The 15,131-nt window shown below is 59.7% G+C and carries 14 protein-coding genes; 13 read left to right on the top strand and 1 reads right to left on the bottom strand.

Annotated elements, in window-relative coordinates; genetic code table 11:
- Nucleotides 1–129 precede the first annotated feature (129 nt).
- The gene (gene norR, locus MOP87_RS17045; RefSeq protein ID WP_110606894.1) at nucleotides 130–1,683 is read right to left on the bottom strand and encodes a nitric oxide reductase transcriptional regulator NorR; all 1,554 of its coding nucleotides are present in this window, start codon (nucleotides 1,681–1,683) and stop codon (nucleotides 130–132) included.
- Nucleotides 1,684–1,836: 153 nt separating this feature from the next.
- Here norR and hmpA point away from each other — a divergent pair, with 153 nt between their 5' ends.
- The 13 genes from hmpA to MOP87_RS16980 all read left to right on the top strand — a co-directional run bounded on the left by hmpA (nucleotide 1,837) and on the right by MOP87_RS16980 (nucleotide 14,381).
- Nucleotides 1,837–3,015, top strand: a complete 1,179-nt coding sequence (hmpA, locus tag MOP87_RS17040) for an NO-inducible flavohemoprotein (protein ID WP_242809830.1) — start codon at nucleotides 1,837–1,839, stop codon at nucleotides 3,013–3,015.
- Between the two features lie 380 nt (nucleotides 3,016–3,395).
- Nucleotides 3,396–3,902, top strand: a complete 507-nt coding sequence (locus tag MOP87_RS17035; RefSeq protein ID WP_027916567.1) for a disulfide bond formation protein B — start codon at nucleotides 3,396–3,398, stop codon at nucleotides 3,900–3,902.
- Between the two features lie 555 nt (nucleotides 3,903–4,457).
- Nucleotides 4,458–5,402 carry a ubiquinol oxidase subunit II gene (gene cyoA / locus MOP87_RS17030; protein WP_023533467.1) on the top strand — a complete coding sequence of 315 codons (945 nt, stop codon included), beginning with the start codon at nucleotides 4,458–4,460 and terminating at the stop codon, nucleotides 5,400–5,402.
- Between the two features lie 3 nt (nucleotides 5,403–5,405).
- Nucleotides 5,406–7,424 (top strand): cytochrome o ubiquinol oxidase subunit I, encoded by a 2,019-nt coding sequence (gene cyoB / locus MOP87_RS17025; RefSeq protein WP_023533473.1) that lies wholly within the window; start codon nucleotides 5,406–5,408, stop codon nucleotides 7,422–7,424.
- A gap of 3 nt (nucleotides 7,425–7,427) precedes the next feature.
- The gene (gene cyoC / locus MOP87_RS17020; RefSeq protein WP_023533465.1) at nucleotides 7,428–8,048 is read left to right on the top strand and encodes a cytochrome o ubiquinol oxidase subunit III; all 621 of its coding nucleotides are present in this window, start codon (nucleotides 7,428–7,430) and stop codon (nucleotides 8,046–8,048) included.
- The gene (cyoD, locus tag MOP87_RS17015; RefSeq protein WP_023533459.1) at nucleotides 8,048–8,380 is read left to right on the top strand and encodes a cytochrome o ubiquinol oxidase subunit IV; all 333 of its coding nucleotides are present in this window, start codon (nucleotides 8,048–8,050) and stop codon (nucleotides 8,378–8,380) included. The genes cyoC and cyoD overlap by 1 nt, the downstream gene beginning before the upstream one ends.
- An 11-nt stretch (nucleotides 8,381–8,391) precedes the next feature.
- Complete coding sequence (cyoE, locus tag MOP87_RS17010; protein ID WP_023533464.1) at nucleotides 8,392–9,279, top strand: heme o synthase; 888 nt, start codon at nucleotides 8,392–8,394, stop codon at nucleotides 9,277–9,279.
- 308 nt (nucleotides 9,280–9,587) lie between these two features.
- Nucleotides 9,588–10,796, top strand: coding sequence for an alanine transaminase (alaC, locus tag MOP87_RS17005; protein WP_028688214.1), 1,209 nt, complete (start codon nucleotides 9,588–9,590; stop codon nucleotides 10,794–10,796).
- A gap of 131 nt (nucleotides 10,797–10,927) precedes the next feature.
- Nucleotides 10,928–12,055, top strand: a complete 1,128-nt coding sequence (locus tag MOP87_RS17000) for a hypothetical protein (protein WP_197874604.1) — start codon at nucleotides 10,928–10,930, stop codon at nucleotides 12,053–12,055.
- A 147-nt stretch (nucleotides 12,056–12,202) separates the two neighbouring features.
- Nucleotides 12,203–12,586: a YkgJ family cysteine cluster protein gene (locus MOP87_RS16995; protein WP_027916564.1), complete on the top strand. Its 384-nt coding sequence runs from the start codon at nucleotides 12,203–12,205 to the stop codon at nucleotides 12,584–12,586.
- Between the two features lie 207 nt (nucleotides 12,587–12,793).
- Nucleotides 12,794–13,357, top strand: coding sequence for a GNAT family N-acetyltransferase (locus MOP87_RS16990; RefSeq protein WP_027916563.1), 564 nt, complete (start codon nucleotides 12,794–12,796; stop codon nucleotides 13,355–13,357).
- 79 nt (nucleotides 13,358–13,436) lie between these two features.
- The gene (locus MOP87_RS16985) at nucleotides 13,437–13,976 is read left to right on the top strand and encodes a hypothetical protein (protein WP_242809829.1); all 540 of its coding nucleotides are present in this window, start codon (nucleotides 13,437–13,439) and stop codon (nucleotides 13,974–13,976) included.
- An 18-nt stretch (nucleotides 13,977–13,994) separates the two neighbouring features.
- Nucleotides 13,995–14,381 carry a lysozyme inhibitor LprI family protein gene (locus tag MOP87_RS16980; RefSeq protein ID WP_049695475.1) on the top strand — a complete coding sequence of 129 codons (387 nt, stop codon included), beginning with the start codon at nucleotides 13,995–13,997 and terminating at the stop codon, nucleotides 14,379–14,381.
- Nucleotides 14,382–15,131 lie beyond the last annotated feature (750 nt).

The following is a 15,131-nucleotide window of genomic DNA, read 5'->3' as shown; positions in this document are numbered from 1 at the left end:
GCACCAGGTCCTCTGGAACGCGATGCGGCAACCTCGACTGGTGAGTCGAGGCATGGGCGTTTAGGAGATATAGCAGCCGTGTTCAGACCAACCAGAGGCTTTCTGGGTTAATCCTTTTGTGAGGCATCCCTAGCGGATACCTAGCCGCCGGGCCAGGCGGCTGAGGTTCGCGCGGTCGAGTTCGAGCGCTCTTGCGGTGGCTGCCCAGTTGCCCTGATGTTGATCCAGGCAGGCCTGGATCAGCTGGCGTTGGTAGGTGTCCAGCGCCTGGCGCAGGCCTCCAGCACCCAGGTCGGGTACCGTCGTCTCAGGGGCTGGAGCGGGCTGCGAATGGAGTGAGGTAGGTGGTTGCAGATCCAGATCGGCAGCGGTCAAGGACAAGATCCTGGGGCGTACCGTTTGTCGGCCCAACGCCTTGAGCGCCGAGCGGCCTATCAGATGCTCCAGTTCACGCACGTTGCCCGGCCAGTCGTAGGCCAGGAGTGCAGCTTGAGCGTCCGCGCCCAGTCGTAGGCTGCTCAGGCCCAAGCGTGAGCGATTCTGTTCGAGGAAGTAGCCTGCCAGCAGCAACACGTCGCGTGCGCGTTCCCGCAGAGGAGGGACATGCAACGGATAGACGCTCAGACGGTGGTAGAAATCGGCACGCAAGCGCCCGTTGCGCACCTCGGCGGCCAGATCACGGTTGGTGGCGGCGATCAGGCGCACATCGACGTGGTGTTCGCGGTCTGAACCCAGCCGCTGCAACTGTCCGCTTTGCAACACGCGCAGCAGCTTGGCTTGTACCGCCAGCGGCAACTCGCCCACCTCGTCGAGAAACAAGGTGCCCCCATGGGCCAGTTCGAACTTGCCCCGGCGGTCTGCATGGGCGCCGGTGAAGGCCCCGCGCACGTGGCCGAACAGCTCGCTTTCCACCAGCGTGTCGGGCAGCGCTGCGCAGTTCAGGCTGATCAGCGGCTTGTGGGCCCGGCTGCTCGCCTGGTGCAGGGCCTGGGCCACCAACTCCTTGCCCACCCCGGTCTCGCCGGTGATCAGCACGGTGAGGTCGCTGCTGCCCACCAGTCGGATTTCCTCCACCATGCGCTGGTGGGCCGGGCTCTGGCCGATCAGCTCTCGGTCCTGACCACTGGCCTGGCGGTACACCTCCGCCCGCTGATGCTCATTTTCCGCACGCAGGGCCAGGCGTTCGATCCGCTCGGCCACGGTCACCGTCGCAGCGGCCAGGCTCGCAAAGGCTTGCAAGGCGTCGAGCTCCAGGCTCTGGAACTGGCCGGGCGTCAGGGCATCGAGGGTGACCAGCCCCCACGGGCGCTCATCGACCATCAAAGGGCAACCCATGCAGTCGTGAACCTCAAGGTCCACATCCGGCGTATTGACCAGGCCATCGTACGGGTCCGGCAGCTCGGAGTCGCTGGCAAAGCGGGTAGGGGAGGGGCTGCTCAACAGGATCTGAAAACGTGGATGCTCACTGACCTTGAAGCGACGTCCAAGGGTGTCTGGGCTCAGGCCATCCACGGCCAAGGGCACTAGCCATTCGCCATCGAGCCGGAGCAAGGCGGCAGCGTCACAGGGCAACAGACTCCGCATGGCTTGCAGTAAACGGCGATAGCGTTCCTGATCAGGCAGGTCGCGAGACAGGTCGCTGACCAGTGGCAGCAAGGCGGTAAGCAGTGGCTTGGCAGTCATAGGGACTCCTGTGGGTCTAATTGACTATACGCCGCCCTGAGTCATTTAGACATGGTACGGCTTGAAGGCCGCGGATTTGCTGCGCGCTGGACTTGGCACGAATGATGAAAAGACTGAGCATCATTCGAAGCCCCAGGCTCAGGAGTTGCTGCAATGCTCAATGCCGAACAACGTGCGATCATCAAGGCCACCGTTCCATTGCTGGAAACAGGCGGCGAGGCACTGACCACTCATTTTTACCAGATGATGCTCAACGAGTATCCCGAGGTACGCCCACTGTTCAACCAGGCGCATCAGGCCAGCGGTGACCAGCCCCGTGCCTTGGCCAATGGCGTGCTGATGTATGCCCGTCATATCGACCAGCTCGAACAGCTGGGCGGTCTGGTGGGCCAGATCATCAACAAGCATGTGGCGCTGCAGATCCTGCCCGAGCATTACCCGATCGTTGGCCGCTGTTTACTGCGGGCCATCGAGGAAGTGTTGGGCACAGACATTGCCACGGCCGAGGTAATCGATGCCTGGGGCGCAGCCTATGGCCAGTTGGCAGACATACTCATTGGTGCTGAAGAAAACCTTTACAAGCAAAAGGAAGAGGCCGACGGCGGGTGGCGAGGGGCTCGCGAATTCCGACTGGCACGGCGGGTGGAAGAAAGCCTCGAGATCGTCTCCTTCTACTTCGCACCGGTGGACGGCAAGCCGGTGCTCAAGGCTGAACCAGGGCAGTACATCGGCCTGAGGCTGATGATCGATGGTGCAGAGCAACGCCGCAACTATTCGCTCTCCGCCTTGTGCGACGGGCGTGAATATCGGATCAGCGTCAAACGCGAATCCGATGGCAAGGTCTCCAACTACCTGCATGACAACCTGAGGGTAGGTGACACCCTCGAATTGTTCCCGCCAGCCGGTGATTTCACACTGGCCGCCAGTGACAGACCGTTAGTGCTGATCAGTGGGGGCGTGGGCATTACGCCTACCTTGGCCATGCTAGAAGCAGCCTTGCCGACCGGGCGGCCGGTGCACTTCATTCACTGCGCGCGCAATGGACAGGTGCATGCATTTCGCGAGTGGCTCGACACTCAGGCAGCGCAGCATCCGCAGCTCAAGCGTTTCTACTGCTATGCCGAAGCGGATGAAGCAGCCCACGCCGATGCCGTGGGCCTGCTGGACCAGCATCTGCTGGGCGAATGGCTCCCTCGCGAGCGCGATGTGGACGCCTACTTCCTCGGACCGAAGCCCTTCATGGCCGCCGTTAAACGCCAGCTTCTGTCCTTGGGCGTACCCGAGCAACAGACCCGCTACGAGTTCTTCGGGCCGGCCGCAGCGCTGGCGTAAGCGCATTAGCGCCTAGTGACTATATATAAAGAAGCGTAACGGCCAGGCGCAAGGTCGGCCGTCTCTGGGGCTGCAAGGCAGCCCCTTCCTGCGAAGACGAGATCGCCAGGGCGATACGTGTCTGAGCGTTAATCCTGCATTAACCCAGCTGCCATTCACTCCTGCTGAGCGAGAAGCAGGCGGCAACGGCGGCCTGTTCGGTAGCTTCAATTTTCGCTGCCCCTCGTTGAACCGTCCTGCCAATACCCGGTCTGAGCCACACCCCATTGCCGCCTGGAATATGTATCCATGAAAGGCGGGGCGCCCAGGCAACCGGCGTCTGTGTAGAATTACGCCGGGCTGGCGGAATACGCTGCGACTATCCATCCAAGGAACCGGCAATGAATGATCAAACATCGCGCCTGAATCGGGAACGGCGCTTTCTGGTACTGTTGGGCCTGATCTGCGTTTCGCTGATCGGTGGCGCTCTCTACATGCAGGTAGTGCTGGGCGAGGCGCCATGCCCGTTGTGCATCCTTCAGCGCTATGCGCTCCTGTTCATCGCCGTCTTTGCATTCCTGGCCGCAGCCATGCCCGGGCGACGCAGCCTGACCTTCTTCGAGGCACTGGTGGTGGTCAGCGCCATTGGCGGAATCATTGCAGCCGGCAACCATGTGTATATACTCGCCAACCCCATGGTCAGTTGTGGCATCGATACCCTGCAGCCCATCGTCGATGACTTGCCCTTGGCCAAGCTCTGGCCGCTGGCGTTTCAAGTGGACGGCTTCTGCAGCACGCCTTACCCACCGGTGCTGGGCCTTTCGCTGGCGCAATGGGCATTGATTGCCTTCGTCCTGACGGCGTTGCTGGTACCACTTGGCATCTACCGCAACCGTCGCCGTCCTTAGACAAAAGTCCCTGAATCCAACAAGGTTTTCAGGCGCTCGATCAAGGTCGGGAAACCCCTGGGAAGTTGATCCAGATCAAGCTGTAGCCCTTGCTGAATGCGGGTTGCAGGGCTATAGCCAGGGGTGCGACAAAGTGTCGCGAAGTTGAATTTATCGGCGTTATTGTTACAGATCCTGTAAAGGACTGTTGCTCAATAAGTCATAGTCAAGGGTTGGCGACCTATCTACAATCGCCCCCAATTTCCGTTCGGCACTGCTTGCAAGTCGCAGGATTGAAGGAAGCCCCAGCGCTCCTTTTTGCTGACTTCGTCAAGTTTCGCCCAACGGCGATACCGGGCGGACCCCCCTCCGCGTTTTCCGCACCAAATGGAATTGGTCTGCTATACAGGCCTTTGCCTACGAAACCAAAAGCACCGCTAACTCGCTTGAAGCCAAGGTCCTGCAGTCGGGCCCAGGCAGGAGCGGGTACGGGCGCGCAATGCCTCACTTGGTTGGACGAAGTGTTGGCTACCAAACACCAATTGCATTGAAGCAAGCTGATCTAGAGGTCGTGAGATGAGTAAAAAGCGTTACCCCAGACTGTTTGGCATATTGCCCTTTTTAGGCATGCTTTTACTCAGTGGGTGCAACTGGACCCTGCTCGACCCGAAGGGACAGGTCGGCATTGAGCAAAAGAACCTGATCCTGATCGCAATCGGCCTGATGCTGCTGGTCGTCGTGCCAGTCATCATCATGACCGTGGTGTTCGCCTGGAAGTATCGCGCTTCCAACAAGGCAGCCACCTACACCCCGGACTGGTCTCACTCGACCAAGATCGAGGCTGCGGTGTGGATCATCCCGATTCTGATCATCATCGTGCTGGGTTACGTGACCTACAAGTCCACCCACAGGCTCGACCCGTACCGTCCTCTGGATTCCGACGTGAAGCCCGTGCAGATCGACGTCGTCGCGCTAGACTGGAAGTGGCTGTTCATCTACCCGGAACAAGGTATCGCCACGGTCAACAAGATCGTCTTCCCGGCCAATACCCCGGTCAACTTCCGCGTCACCTCCGACGCCGTGATGAACTCGTTCTTCATCCCGGGCCTGGGCGGCCAGATCTACGCCATGGCGGGCATGACCACCAAGCTGCACCTGATCGCCAACGAGAACGGCGTGTTTGACGGTATCAGCGCCAACTACAGCGGTGCTGGCTTCACCGGCATGAAATTCAAGGCTACTGCCACGTCCCAGGAAGACTTCGAGAAGTGGGTCGCCGAAGTCAAGCAGTCGCCGAAGAAGCTGGGCAAGGCCGAATACGAAGCCTTGGCCAAACCAAGCGAAAACAACCCAGTCACGCTGTATAGCGAGGCCTCGCCTGACCAGTTCCAGCTGATCGTCGACAAGTACGAAGGCATGAACCGCGGTCGTTCGAGCCACGAAGAAGCTGGCAGCAAAGACCTGGCCACTACCAAGGGTGTGGAATCGAGTATGCAACCAGCTGCCGGTGCAGAGGAGTAAGAGATGTTCGGTAAATTAAGCCTGGAGGCGATACCCTATCACGAGCCGATAGTCATGGTGACACTCGCCATTATCGCGCTCGGTGGTATCGCTGTCGTTGGTGCGGTCACCTACTTCCGCAAGTGGTCCTACTTGTGGACCGAGTGGTTGACGACCGTCGACCACAAGAAAATCGGGGTGATGTACATCATCGTCGCGATGGTCATGCTGCTGCGCGGCTTTGCCGACGCCATCATGATGCGGACCCAGCTGGCTGTTGCCACCGGTGGTTCCGAAGGCTACCTGCCGCCTGAACACTATGACCAGATCTTCACCGCCCACGGTGTGATCATGATCATCTTCATGGCGATGCCATTCTTCACCGGCCTGATGAACCTCGCGGTTCCTCTGCAGATCGGTGCGCGTGACGTGGCCTTCCCGTTCCTGAACTCCCTGAGCTTCTACCTGCTGCTGGCAGGCGTGCTGCTGGTGAACATCTCGCTGGGCGTTGGTGAATTCGCCAAGACCGGTTGGGTTGCCTATCCGCCGCTCGCGGGTATTCAGTACAGTCCGGGCGTAGGTGTCGACTACTACATCTGGGCGCTACAGCTCTCAGGATTGGGTACGACGCTGACAGGCGTGAACTTCCTCGTCACCGTGATGAAGATGCGCGCACCTGGCATGAAGCTGATGGACATGCCTATCTTCACCTGGACCTGCACCTGGGCAAACGTGCTGATCGTGGCTTCGTTCCCGATCCTGACCGCTGCACTGGCACTGCTGACCGTTGACCGTTATCTGGACTTCCACATCTTCACCAACGAGCTTGGTGGGAACCCGATGATGTACGTCAACCTGTTCTGGGCCTGGGGTCACCCTGAGGTTTACATTCTGATCCTGCCGGCCTTCGGCGTGTTCTCGGAAGTGACCTCCACCTTCTCCGGCAAGCGCCTGTTCGGCCACCACGCGATGATCTACGCATCGGGTGCGATCGCTGTACTGGGCTTTGCGGTTTGGCTGCACCACTTCTTCACCATGGGTGCCGGCGCCAGCGTCAACACCTTCTTCGGCCTGGCGACGATGCTGATCTCCATTCCGACGGGTGTGAAGCTGTTCAACTGGCTGTTCACCATCTACCAGGGCCGTCTGCGCTTCACTGCGCCGATCCTCTGGACCCTGGGCTTCATGATCACCTTCTCCATCGGTGGCATGACTGGCGTTCTGCTGGCTGTACCGGGTGCTGACTTCGTGCTGCACAACAGCCTGTTCGTGATCGCCCACTTCCACAACGTGATCATCGGTGGTGCGGTATTCGGCTACATCGCCGGCTTCGCCTACTGGTTCCCGAAAGCCTTCGGTTTCACCTTGAACGAGAAGTGGGGCAAAGCTGCCTTCTGGTTCTGGATCTCGGGCTTCTACGTGGCATTCATGCCGCTGTACGCACTGGGCTTCATGGGTATGACCCGTCGTCTGAACCACTCGGACAACCCACTGTGGGAACCCTACCTGTACGTTGCCGTGGTCGGTGCCGTGCTGATCCTGTTCGGTATCGCCTGCCAGCTGATCCAGCTGTTCGTATCGGTTCGCGATCGTCACCAGAACCTGGACGTGACCGGCGACCCATGGGGCGGCCGTACCCTGGAATGGTCGACTTCGTCGCCACCTCCGTTCTACAACTTCGCCCACATGCCTGAGAAGGTTGGCCTGGATGCCTGGCACGAAGCCAAGGAAGCCGGTGTTGCCTACAAGGTGCCGGGCAAGTACGAAGCGATCCACATGCCGAGCAATACCTCTACCGGTTTGTTCATGGGTCTGTTCCTGACCATCTTCGGCTTCGCTTTCATCTGGCACATCTGGTGGCTGGTCGGCGCAAGCCTGGTTGCAACCATCGCTGTCTTCGTTCGCCACGCTGCGCGTGACGACCAGGGCTTCATGGTTCCGGCCGAAGAAGTGGCGCGCATCGAAGGCGAGCGCATGAAAGCGTTGGCCAATGCAGGTGCTCTGCCTGCCGGCGCACGTGTCGAATCGTTTGAGCGGGTGTAATCAATGTCCAGTCAAGTAATGCACGGTGCTCATGGTCACGACCATGGGCACGACGATCACCACCACGACTCGGGCCAGATGACCGTACTGGGCTTCTGGCTGTACCTGATGACCGACTGCATCCTGTTTGCGTCGCTCTTCGCCACCTACGCGGTGCTGTCCGGCAGTTTTGCCGGCGGCCCGTCGGGTCATGACATCTTCGAGCTCAAGTTCGTAGCTGTCGAAACGCTGTTCCTGCTGCTGTCCTCGATCACCTTCGGCTTCGCCATGCTGAAGATGTTCGCCGGTAACAAGGCAGGCGTACTGGGCTGGTTGGCTGTGACCTTCCTGTTCGGTGCGGGCTTCATCGCGATGGAAATCTACGAGTTCCATCACCTGATCGGCGAAGGCTTCGGCCCGAACCGCAGTGGCTTCCTGTCGGGCTTCTTCGCGCTGGTAGGCACCCACGGTCTGCACGTGACGGCTGGTCTGATCTGGATGGCAATCATGATGTACCAGATCAACAAGCACGGCATCACGCCGACCGCCAAGACCCGCATGAGCTGCCTGAGCCTGTTCTGGCACTTCCTGGACGTGGTCTGGATCTGCGTATTCACCGTCGTCTACCTGCTGGGGGTTCTGTAATGGCTAACGCACACGACACTCATCACGAAGGCAGCCACGGCAGCGTCAAGTCGTACATGATCGGTTTCGTCCTGTCGATCATCCTGACCGCGATTCCGTTCGGCCTGGTGATGTACCCAAGCCTGCCGAAGAACCTGACCGTTCTGATCGTTGTGGCCATGGCCGTGATTCAGGTAGTGGTACACCTGGTGTACTTCCTGCACATGGACCGCTCGAAAGAGCAACGCAACAACGTATCGACGTTCCTGTTCACCGCCATGGTGATCGCGCTGCTGGTTGGCCTGTCGCTGTGGATCATGTTCAGCATCCACGTCGAAATGCTGGCCAAGTGAGGTAAGACTGCATGTCCGTTAAGCACTTTATCCAAATCACCAAACCGGGGATCATTTTCGGTAACGTGCTTTCCGTGGCAGGCGGTTTCTTCCTTGCCGCGAAGGGCCATGTGGACTTCGCCCTGCTGCTGGCAGTGGTCGTTGGTACTTCCCTGGTGGTGGCGTCCGGTTGTGCATTCAACAACTGCATCGACCGCGACATCGACCAGAAAATGGAGCGCACCAAGAACCGCGTGATGGTACAGGGTGGCATGTCACTGCCCCTCGCGCTGATCTACGCCACCCTGCTTGGGGTGGCGGGTTTCAGCTTGCTGTACGTGCAGGCCAACCCCTTGTCCGCGTACTGCGCACTGATCGGCTTCGTGGTCTATGTAGGCTTCTATAGCCTGTGGCTCAAGCGTAAATCGGTGCACGGCACCTTGGTCGGCAGCCTGTCCGGTGCCATGCCGCCTGTCATTGGCTACTGCGCTGTCAGCAATAGCTTCGACCTGGCGGCTGTGACCCTGCTGGTGATGTTCAGCCTGTGGCAGATGCCGCACAGCTTTGCCATCGCCATCTTCCGCTTCAAGGACTACAGCGCCGCAAACATTCCGGTATTGCCGGTGGCGCGTGGCATCCTGGCTGCGAAGAAGCAGATCGTGCTGTATGTGCTGGCGTTCGTGCTTGCGACCTTGATGCTCACCCTCGGCGGTTACGCTGGCCTCGGCTACATGGCCGTGGCGGCTGCCATGGGCCTTTACTGGCTGTACATGGCATGGGGTGGCTACAAGGCTGAAGACGACAGCAAGTGGGCGCGCAAAGTGTTCGGCTTTTCCATCCTCACCGTCATGGCCCTGAGCCTGATGATGGGGGTGGACAGCCAGACGGCTGCTGACGTGCTGATGACCTACGCACGCTGAAACCACGCCTGCTTCACGAAAACCCCGGCCTGTGCGCCGGGGTTTTTTTATGTCTATTTGGGGCCTGTGGCGGGTGAGCCAGACCCCTCGCTTGGTTTGTAGAGCTTTTTTGGAACAGGCCTACCAGTGATGGTGAAGCGCACCACTGCGCGCGTTGGCGTTACAAAAAATGCCCCTGTTTAGATAATAAAAAACAGCAGATTGCCCTTTACAAGACACCTATATCGGCACTATCTTCTGAATCAGGTCGCCGCATGCGGCCAGCGTCGCTCGGACGGTTCCGGGCGCTTACGTTTTCTGAGGAAACCATGGCCACTCCAGGTTTGCCGCGCCGTTTTGCGCGCATCGATCGTCTCCCGCCCTACGTCTTCAACATCACTGCCGAGCTCAAGATGGCTGCCCGCCGCCGTGGCGAGGACATCATCGACCTGAGCATGGGTAACCCCGATGGCGCCACGCCGCCGCATATCGTCGAGAAGCTGGTGCAGGTCGCTCAGCGCGAGGATACCCACGGCTACTCCACATCACGCGGCATCCCGCGCCTGCGTCGCGCTATCTCGAACTGGTACAAGGAACGGTACGAGGTCGACATCGACCCCGAAGATGAGGCCATCGTCACCATTGGTTCGAAAGAGGGCCTGGCGCACCTGATGCTGGCCACACTGGACCAAGGCGATACGGTACTGGTACCCAACCCCAGCTACCCGATCCATATATACGGGGCTGTCATCGCCGGGGCCCAGGTGCGTTCTGTCCCGCTTGTGCCGGGCGTGGACTTCTTCAACGAGCTTGAGCGGGCCATTCGCGAGTCGATCCCCAAGCCCAAGATGATGATTCTCGGCTTCCCGTCCAACCCGACTGCCCAGTGCGTGGAGCTGGACTTCTTCGAACGCGTGGTGGCATTGGCCAAGCAATATGGCGTGCTGGTGGTCCACGACCTGGCGTATGCCGACATCGTGTACGACGGCTGGAAGGCGCCATCGATCATGCAGGTGCCTGGCGCCAAGGACATTGCGGTGGAGTTCTTCACCTTGTCCAAGAGCTACAACATGGCCGGCTGGCGGATCGGCTTCATGGTCGGCAACCCCGAACTGGTCAATGCCCTGGCGCGCATCAAGAGCTACCACGACTACGGCACGTTCACGCCTTTGCAGGTGGCTGCCATCGCAGCGCTGGAAGGGGATCAGCAGTGCGTACGGGATATTGCCGAGCAGTACCGCCAGCGTCGCAATTTGCTGGTCAAGGGTTTGCACGAGTTGGGCTGGATGGTCGAGAACCCCAAGGCGTCCATGTACGTCTGGGCCAAGATCCCGCCTGAGTACGCACACCTGGGTTCGCTCGAGTTTTCCAAGAAGCTGCTTGCCGAGGCCAAGGTATGTGTCTCGCCAGGCATCGGCTTTGGGGACTATGGTGATGATCATGTGCGCTTTGCCCTGATCGAAAACCAGGACCGGATCCGTCAGGCCATCCGCGGTATCCGCCAGATGTTCCGGGCTGACGGGCTGGCGCGCAAGTAATCCGTGACGGCCTGCCGCTGGCGTTGCCGGCGGCAGGTGCGCTGCGCTCAATGGTGGGGTGGGCTTCCGAATGTGCCTTGCCTCGCTGACTGATTACCTTCGGCACTCATTTCTCGCACGATGATAGTGACATGAGTGTTTTTACCGCCTATTTCTGTGGGACAGGTTCCCATCGCTTCGACGACACCAACACCAACTTCTGGAACGGCGAACTGGTCTCGACCCTGGCAAGCCATGACCAAGGCCGCGAATTTGCCCACTGGGTCGCTGTCGACGGCCCGGGCAGCGGCAATCTCCAGGACGACAGCCTGTTCGTCGATCCCGGCGGCTACTACAACTGGACAGGGCAGTTGTTTGGCCGTGGCTGGGAAGAAAACGTCAGCCATGTGCTGCAGATCATCAAGGGCGAAAGCCGCTGGCAGCGCACCAAGCTAAGCGAAGCCGAGTACAAACGCCTCAAGGATGCCGGCGTCCCTGTGCCAGAGGTGCCTTCGACCGCTTCGTGGTTCTGGAGAACCTATGACTACGGCGATCGCCACCCCACGCCGCAAGAGCTGCAAGAGCGCATCATTCATCTGTTCCGCAAGCCGCGCGTGCCTACCCAGGTCAACCTGGTCGGCTGGAGCCGCGGCGGCATCAGCTGCCACATGCTGGCCAATGCCATGGCCAAGGACCCTGAACTGTGTGATGTCCCGGTCAACATTTTTACCATTGACCCGGTTCCAGGCATTGGCAATGTGCAGCCAGAGCGCGTGATGCTGCCGGGCAATGTGCGCGAGTATGTGGGCTTCTACTCCCGTGACGAACGCTCCAAAGGGTTCGCCTGTGTGGTGCCAGGCGTGCAACCCGGTACCCGGATAAGCGTGTTTCCCATGCCGGGTCGGCACGCGACGTTGGTGGGGAATGCGTCGGTTGACGGTGCGGGCAGCGGCGAAGTGCTCGTCGAGCCGGGTTTGGTGGTCAGGCACTACGCCGAAGTATGCCTGAGGCGCTGGGGTGTCGAATTGGCCAAGTGCCTGAACTTGAGTGACGGACAAGTGATGGCCTATCACAAGGCAATGGCAGACTGTGAGGACCGGTACCAAGCAATGCGTCGTGCGTCCTACACCCTTGTGACCGAAGGTAGCCCTGACGACCGGCTGTTACACCAGGGCACCCGGCAAACGACCTTCAGCCATGTGCGCGGTGATCCCTATCGCCCAGCCGCGGGCCTTGGCCTGAATCAATGCGATGGCGATACCTATAAAGCGCTGCGCTAACTGAAATCGAGGGGCGAATAGGGTGTCTGGTGAAAGCCAAGCGCCTGCGGTTATTTTTTTCTGCCCCTCTATTCAATCACCCCCGCTTGGACCGAGAATGGCTGCTCGGGCCAGCCCCGATCTCAACCACCTTTCTTCCGTGCAATCATGTCCGAATATAACCCTTGCCTTGACTGCGGCGCTTGCTGCGGGTACTTCCGTGTGTCCTTCTTCTGGGGTGAATGCCAGTCCTCCGGCGGTGTGGTGCCTGACGATCTGGTGGTGCAAGTGAGTCCGTCTCGGGTGGCCATGATTGGCACCGACGCCAAGCCCTGCCGCTGCATTAGCCTGCAGGGCGAGGTGGGGCAGGGTGTGGCCTGCGCCATCTACGCCAACCGTTCCAGTCCCTGCCGCGAGTTCGAGGCGTCGTGGGAAGGGGGCGTACACAACCCACGCTGTGATACCGCCCGGGCCGCCTACGGGCTACCGCCATTGACCCCGCCTGGGGCGAATGAGCCGCATTGGCCCGATGATGGGGCTGAGGTCGCCTAAGCCCGTATCTAAGCGTGCGCGCACGAGCGTCTTGGACCTGAATCGTTGACATGGAAGTCGGTAGGATTCGCCATCTCTGACAGAGTCGCGATGCGAAGCTGAATGCGTTGGCTGTCGACTGTGGCCCGCCGTGCAGTTTTGCACTGCCTGAAGGTCGCGCTTGACGCTAAACTGTCATCTTACCCAGCAATGGACAGGTGAGCCGGCGTGACCCCACCCCGAAGTTTCCCGAGTGATCTGTGTCTCGATAGCCCGCGCCTTTACCTGCGCCCCATGCGCCACGCCGATGCGGCGAAGTGGTTGGCGATCATGGCCGACCCTGAGGTCATGCGGTACTGGCACCACGCGCCCTGGCAGAATCTGGCTGAAGCCCAGAGCGCGCTGGCAGCTGACCGTGAAGCGTACGCCAATGGCGAGCAACTCAAGTTGGGTATGTACCGCCGGGACAACGGCGAACTGATCGGTATGGTTCAACTGTTCAACATCGACGACACCTCCCGGCGAGGTGAGATCGGCTATTGCCTGGCCAGCGCCGTGCAGGGCAGGGGATACATGGATGAAGCGTTGACGTGCTTTATCGACTACATCGCCAATACCCTGCACATGCGCCGCCTGGAAGGCGAGATCGACCCTCGCAACCAGGGCTCGGCGCGTACGTTGGAGCGCCAGGGGTTCGTGCTGGAGGGCACCCTGCGAGCGCGCTGGTGCGTGGGCGGTGAGCTGTCGGACTCGGGTATCTACGGGCTGCTGCTGGAACCTCCGGTGGCGTGAGAGGCTGCGATCACCCAGTTTGGAAGCGGGGGATGACATGGGTTATGGTCATTCCCTGTGCCGACCTTCCAGGTGTCCTTTGCCCGCTTTTTACATCAGCATTACCCTCCTGTTGTACCTGGTCGCCCTGTGTCTCGATGGCGCCTCGATGAGTGACGGCCACCACATGCCAGCCCTGCAGATGCTGCTGTACGGGCCTTGGGGCATACCATTCGGCCTGCACCAGTGGTTTGCCAACCCATTGCTCGCCCTGGCCATCCTGGCGCATCGGCGCTTTCGCCGTTTGGCCCTGCTGCTGGGGCTTTGTGCGCTGTATCTGGCAGGTACCAGCCTGGGTATCGACCGCCTGCCTGACAACCAGAGTTATGAGTTCCACGACCTGACGGGCTTGGCGGCAGGCTTCTACGTGTGGGTGGCAGCGATGCTGGTGTTTTGCTTTGGTCAGGGCTGGTACTGTCTGAAAGCGCGCCAAGCCGCTGATATGCCTGGGTGGAATTGGGCGGACGTTACCCTGATTGCAGCATTGGCGGTGATGTTGTATGCCGCCACACAGATGCCGTCGCTGCGCTTCGAGCCGAGCAGGGTGTTGATGCCGCCGGAGCAACCTCAAACGCTTTGACCTTCACGGAGAGTTCGCATGATCAAGCACTATCTGGCTGGGCTGGCATTGGCGTGCTGCACGCCGCTGGCCATGGCCGACGATCCGTCGCCCGCTTATGCCCGCTGTATGGACAATGCCTCCAGTACCCTGGCCATGGGTGAATGCCTCAAGGCCGAGACGCAGGTACAGGACCAGCGTCTGAACCGCGTCTACAAACAGCTGATGAATAAACTACCGGCGGATCAGCAAAAGAGCCTGCGTGATGTGCAGCGCAAGTGGCTGGCTTATCGGGATGCCAACTGCCAGTTTCATCGCACGGCCAGTGGCGGCACCATGGCGCAGCTTGAGGGCGGGACCTGCCTGATGGACATGACCCGAGAGCGGGCGGCGGAGCTTGAGCGCGTATTGGATCCGCAGCGGTGATGGTGGCTTGTGCGGGTGTAGTTGAGGCTATGTTGTAATTGCGTGGGCGTTCTTACGCCCATACGCAAAGTTGGCCACTCGTTACAACTTGGGTAACAGTGCCTTGTCATGATTCTGTAAGTGCATCTTATTTGTCCCTTCTCATTCATACTAGTCCGGTTCAGTATTGCAGGCGCTCCTGCCTACTCTAAGTAAAACTGCTGTTGCTGTTGCTGTTGCTGTTGCTGTTGCTGTTGCTGTTGCTGTTGCTGTTGCTGTTGCTGTTGCTGTTGCTGTTGCTGTTGCTGTTGCTTTGGCTTTTGCTTCTAAGCGCGCGGTAGCCCAGGCGGCGCAGATCGCGACTTCAGGAGGCCGAGCGCAGGGCTTGCGGAGGGAGGTGACAGGCATGGATGCCTGTCAAGCGCTGGGCCCCAGGATGGGGCCTGCAGCGCGGTCCTCCCGGGAGCAAGCCCGGAGCGAGGGGACCCCGGAGCGCAGCGTAGGGGCCGGATGATAGGAGCAGGCGGTTTTTGCTTACTTTTTGCCAAGACAAAAAGTGAGCCGCCGTAAGGGCGGAAGGGTGACTGTGCGCCACCCGCGCCAATGAATACCAACTCGATATATGTGCCAATGCTTTGAAGTTTGAAGTTTGAAGTTGAAGTTGAAGTTTGATTGGGTTGGTGTGGGTATTGATAGAGCGCATAGTCCATTTGCGATGGCGACGCTTAATCACCTTTTCGCCCTTACGGCGAGTTACTTTTTGTCAAACGC

The sequence above is a fragment of the Pseudomonas sp. I3-I5 genome (assembly GCF_022699445.1).
Taxonomy (GTDB): Bacteria; Pseudomonadota; Gammaproteobacteria; order Pseudomonadales; family Pseudomonadaceae; genus Aquipseudomonas; species Aquipseudomonas fulva.
This window is presented reverse-complemented; position numbering and strand designations above follow the sequence as displayed.

Bases quoted from the DNA above. Each gene is read 5' to 3' on its own strand.
- MOP87_RS16980 (WP_049695475.1), top strand. From the start codon at position 13,995: ATGATCAAGCACTATCTGGCTGGGCTGGCATTGGCGTGCTGCACGCCG.
- cyoC (WP_023533465.1), top strand. From the start codon at position 7,428: ATGTCCAGTCAAGTAATGCACGGTGCTCATGGTCACGACCATGGGCAC.
- cyoD (WP_023533459.1), top strand. From the start codon at position 8,048: ATGGCTAACGCACACGACACTCATCACGAAGGCAGCCACGGCAGCGTC.
- cyoA (WP_023533467.1), top strand. From the start codon at position 4,458: ATGAGTAAAAAGCGTTACCCCAGACTGTTTGGCATATTGCCCTTTTTA.
- hmpA (WP_242809830.1), top strand. From the start codon at position 1,837: ATGCTCAATGCCGAACAACGTGCGATCATCAAGGCCACCGTTCCATTG.
- norR (WP_110606894.1), bottom strand. From the start codon at position 1,683: ATGACTGCCAAGCCACTGCTTACCGCCTTGCTGCCACTGGTCAGCGAC.
- MOP87_RS17035 (WP_027916567.1), top strand. From the start codon at position 3,396: ATGAATGATCAAACATCGCGCCTGAATCGGGAACGGCGCTTTCTGGTA.
- alaC (WP_028688214.1), top strand. From the start codon at position 9,588: ATGGCCACTCCAGGTTTGCCGCGCCGTTTTGCGCGCATCGATCGTCTC.
- MOP87_RS17000 (WP_197874604.1), top strand. From the start codon at position 10,928: ATGAGTGTTTTTACCGCCTATTTCTGTGGGACAGGTTCCCATCGCTTC.
- MOP87_RS16995 (WP_027916564.1), top strand. From the start codon at position 12,203: ATGTCCGAATATAACCCTTGCCTTGACTGCGGCGCTTGCTGCGGGTAC.
- cyoB (WP_023533473.1), top strand. From the start codon at position 5,406: ATGTTCGGTAAATTAAGCCTGGAGGCGATACCCTATCACGAGCCGATA.
- cyoE (WP_023533464.1), top strand. From the start codon at position 8,392: ATGTCCGTTAAGCACTTTATCCAAATCACCAAACCGGGGATCATTTTC.